Consider the following 3,133-nt stretch of genomic DNA (forward strand, 5'->3'; position numbering starts at 1 on the left):
GGTCAGAGGCGATGAAGGACGTGGTAGCCTGCGAAAAGTGTCGGGGAGCTGGCAACAAGCTTTGATCCGGCAATATCCGAATGGGGAAACCCACTGCTTCGGCAGTATCCTGCAGTGAATTCATAGCTGCTGGAAGCGAACCCGGTGAACTGAAATATCTAAGTAACCGGAGGAAAAGAAATCAACCGAGATTCCCTAAGTAGTGACGAGCGAACGGGGAGCAGCCCTTAAGCTGGAATGGCTTTAGAAAAACAATCTGGAAAGATTGGCCATAGAAGGTGATAGCCCTGTATTTAAAAGGGCCACTCCAGTGAAGACGAGTAGGGCGGGGCACGTGAAACCCTGTCTGAATATGGGGGGACCATCCTCCAAGGCTAAATACTCCTGACCGACCGATAGTGAACCAGTACCGTGAGGGAAAGGCGAAAAGAACCCCGGAGAGGGGAGTGAAATAGATCCTGAAACCGTGTGCGTACAAGCAGTAGGAGCTCGCAAGAGTGACTGCGTACCTTTTGTATAATGGGTCAGCGACTTACTGTTCGTGGCAAGCTTAACCGTATAGGGGAGGCGAAGGGAAACCGAGTCTGATAAGGGCGCATAGTCGCGGGCAGTAGACCCGAAACCGGGTGATCTAGTCATGGCCAGGGTGAAGGTGCCGTAACAGGTACTGGAGGCCCGAACCCACGTCTGTTGCAAAAGACGGGGATGAGCTGTGATTAGGAGTGAAAAGCTAATCGAACCCGGAGATAGCTGGTTCTCCTCGAAAGCTATTTAGGTAGCGCCTCGGACGAATACTACTGGGGGTAGAGCACTGTTATGGCTAGGGGGTCATCGCGACTTACCAAACCATTGCAAACTCCGAATACCAGTACGTACTATCCGGGAGACACACGGCGGGTGCTAACGTCCGTCGTGAAAAGGGAAACAACCCAGACCCACAGCTAAGGTCCCAAATTCACTGCTAAGTGGAAAACGATGTGGAAAGGCATAGACAGCCAGGAGGTTGGCTTAGAAGCAGCCACCCTTTAAAGAAAGCGTAATAGCTCACTGGTCGAGTCGGTCTGCGCGGAAGATTTAACGGGGCTAAGCAGTGAACCGAAGCTTGGGGTGCATAAAACTTGTTTTATGCGCGGTAGAGGAGCGTTCCGTAAGCCTGCGAAGGTGGATTGAGAAGTCTGCTGGAGGTATCGGAAGTGCGAATGCTGACATGAGTAACGATAATGCGGGTGAAAAGCCCGCACGCCGAAAGCCCAAGGTTTCCTTGCGCAACGTTAATCGACGCAGGGTTAGTCGGTCCCTAAGGCGAGGGCGAAAGCCGTAGTCGATGGGAAGCAGGTTAATATTCCTGCACCTCGCGTGAGTGCGATGGAGGGACGGAGAAGGTTAGGTGTACCGGGCGTTGGTTGTCCCGGGGAAAGGCGGTAGGTTTGGATCTTTGGCAAATCCGGGATCCTTTAAGACCGAGCACCGAGACGAGCCTTTATGGCAAAGTCACTGATACCACGCTTCCAGGAAAAGCTCCTAAGCTTCAGCTCACGAAGACCGTACCGTAAACCGACACAGGTGGGTAGGATGAGAATTCTCAGGCGCTTGAGAGAACTCGGGTGAAGGAACTAGGCAACATGGCACCGTAACTTCGGGAGAAGGTGCACCCTTTTTGGTGGCTCATGCGAGCTATAGCTGAAGAGGGTCGCAGAAACCAGGCCGCTGCGACTGTTTATCAAAAACACAGCACTCTGCAAACACGAAAGTGGACGTATAGGGTGTGACGCCTGCCCGGTGCTGGAAGGTTAATTGATGGGGTCAGCCGCAAGGCGAAGCTCTTGATCGAAGCCCCAGTAAACGGCGGCCGTAACTATAACGGTCCTAAGGTAGCGAAATTCCTTGTCGGGTAAGTTCCGACCTGCACGAATGGCGTAACGACAGCGGCGCTGTCTCCACCCGAGACTCAGTGAAATTGAAATCGCTGTGAAGATGCAGCGTTCCCGTGGCAAGACGGAAAGACCCCGTGAACCTTTACTATAGCTTTACACTGAACGTTGAGTTCGTCTGTGTAGGATAGGTGGGAGGCTATGAAACTGTGGCGCTAGCTGCAGTGGAGCCATCCTTGAAATACCACCCTGTCGTGCTTGACGTTCTAACCTAGATCCGTTATCCGGATCAGGGACCGTGTATGGTGGGTAGTTTGACTGGGGCGGTCTCCTCCTAAAGAGTAACGGAGGAGCACGAAGGTACGCTCAGCGCGGTCGGACATCGCGCACTGTGTGCAAAGGCATAAGCGTGCTTGACTGCAAGATCGACGGATCAAGCAGGTACGAAAGTAGGTCTTAGTGATCCGGTGGTTCTGTATGGAAGGGCCATCGCTCAACGGATAAAAGGTACTCCGGGGATAACAGGCTGATACCGCCCAAGAGTTCATATCGACGGCGGTGTTTGGCACCTCGATGTCGGCTCATCACATCCTGGGGCTGTAGTCGGTCCCAAGGGTATGGCTGTTCGCCATTTAAAGTGGTACGCGAGCTGGGTTCAGAACGTCGTGAGACAGTTCGGTCCCTATCTGCCATGGGCGTTGGAAGTTTGAGAGGGGCTGCTCCTAGTACGAGAGGACCGGAGTGGACGAACCTCTGGTGTTCCGGTTGTCACGCCAGTGGCATTGCCGGGTAGCTATGTTCGGAAGCGATAACCGCTGAAAGCATCTAAGCGGGAAGCGCGCCTCAAGATGAGACTTCCCGGGGCACAAGCCCCCTAAAGGAACCATATAGACTATGTGGTTGATAGGTCAGGTGTGTAAGTACAGTAATGTATTGAGCTAACTGATACTAATGATCCGTGCGGCTTGACCATATAACCTCAAGTTGCCTTGGTCCCAACGAACGTTGGTAGATCACCAAACGCAAGCTACGTCACAAGTTAACTATGCGAGACTGGGCGCCTTAATCCGTTTCTTGGATGGCGACGCTCCAACCGTCTCCCTGGTGAAATTAGCGCTGTGGAACCACCCGATCCCATCCCGAACTCGGAAGTGAAACGCAGCTGCGCCGATGGTAGTGTGGCTCAAGCCATGCGAGAGTAGGTCATCGCCAGGGGCTTTACCCGAAACCCTCCATCCAACAGGATGGGGGGTTTCTTTTTG

2 rRNA genes (1 of these 2 only partly in view) are annotated in these 3,133 nt (G+C 53.2%); both read left to right on the plus strand.

Features of this window, described 5'->3' with window-relative positions:
- Positions 1-2,844: ribosomal RNA gene (locus LL972_RS21240) — 23S ribosomal RNA — on the plus strand; it begins 37 nt to the left of the window's first position.
- A 127-nt stretch (positions 2,845-2,971) separates the two neighbouring features.
- Positions 2,972-3,086 (plus strand): 5S ribosomal RNA (gene rrf / locus LL972_RS21245).
- Positions 3,087-3,133: the final 47 nt, after the last annotated feature.

Source organism: Xanthomonas campestris pv. asclepiadis (genome assembly GCF_020784175.1).
Taxonomy (GTDB): Bacteria; Pseudomonadota; Gammaproteobacteria; order Xanthomonadales; family Xanthomonadaceae; genus Xanthomonas; species Xanthomonas campestris_D.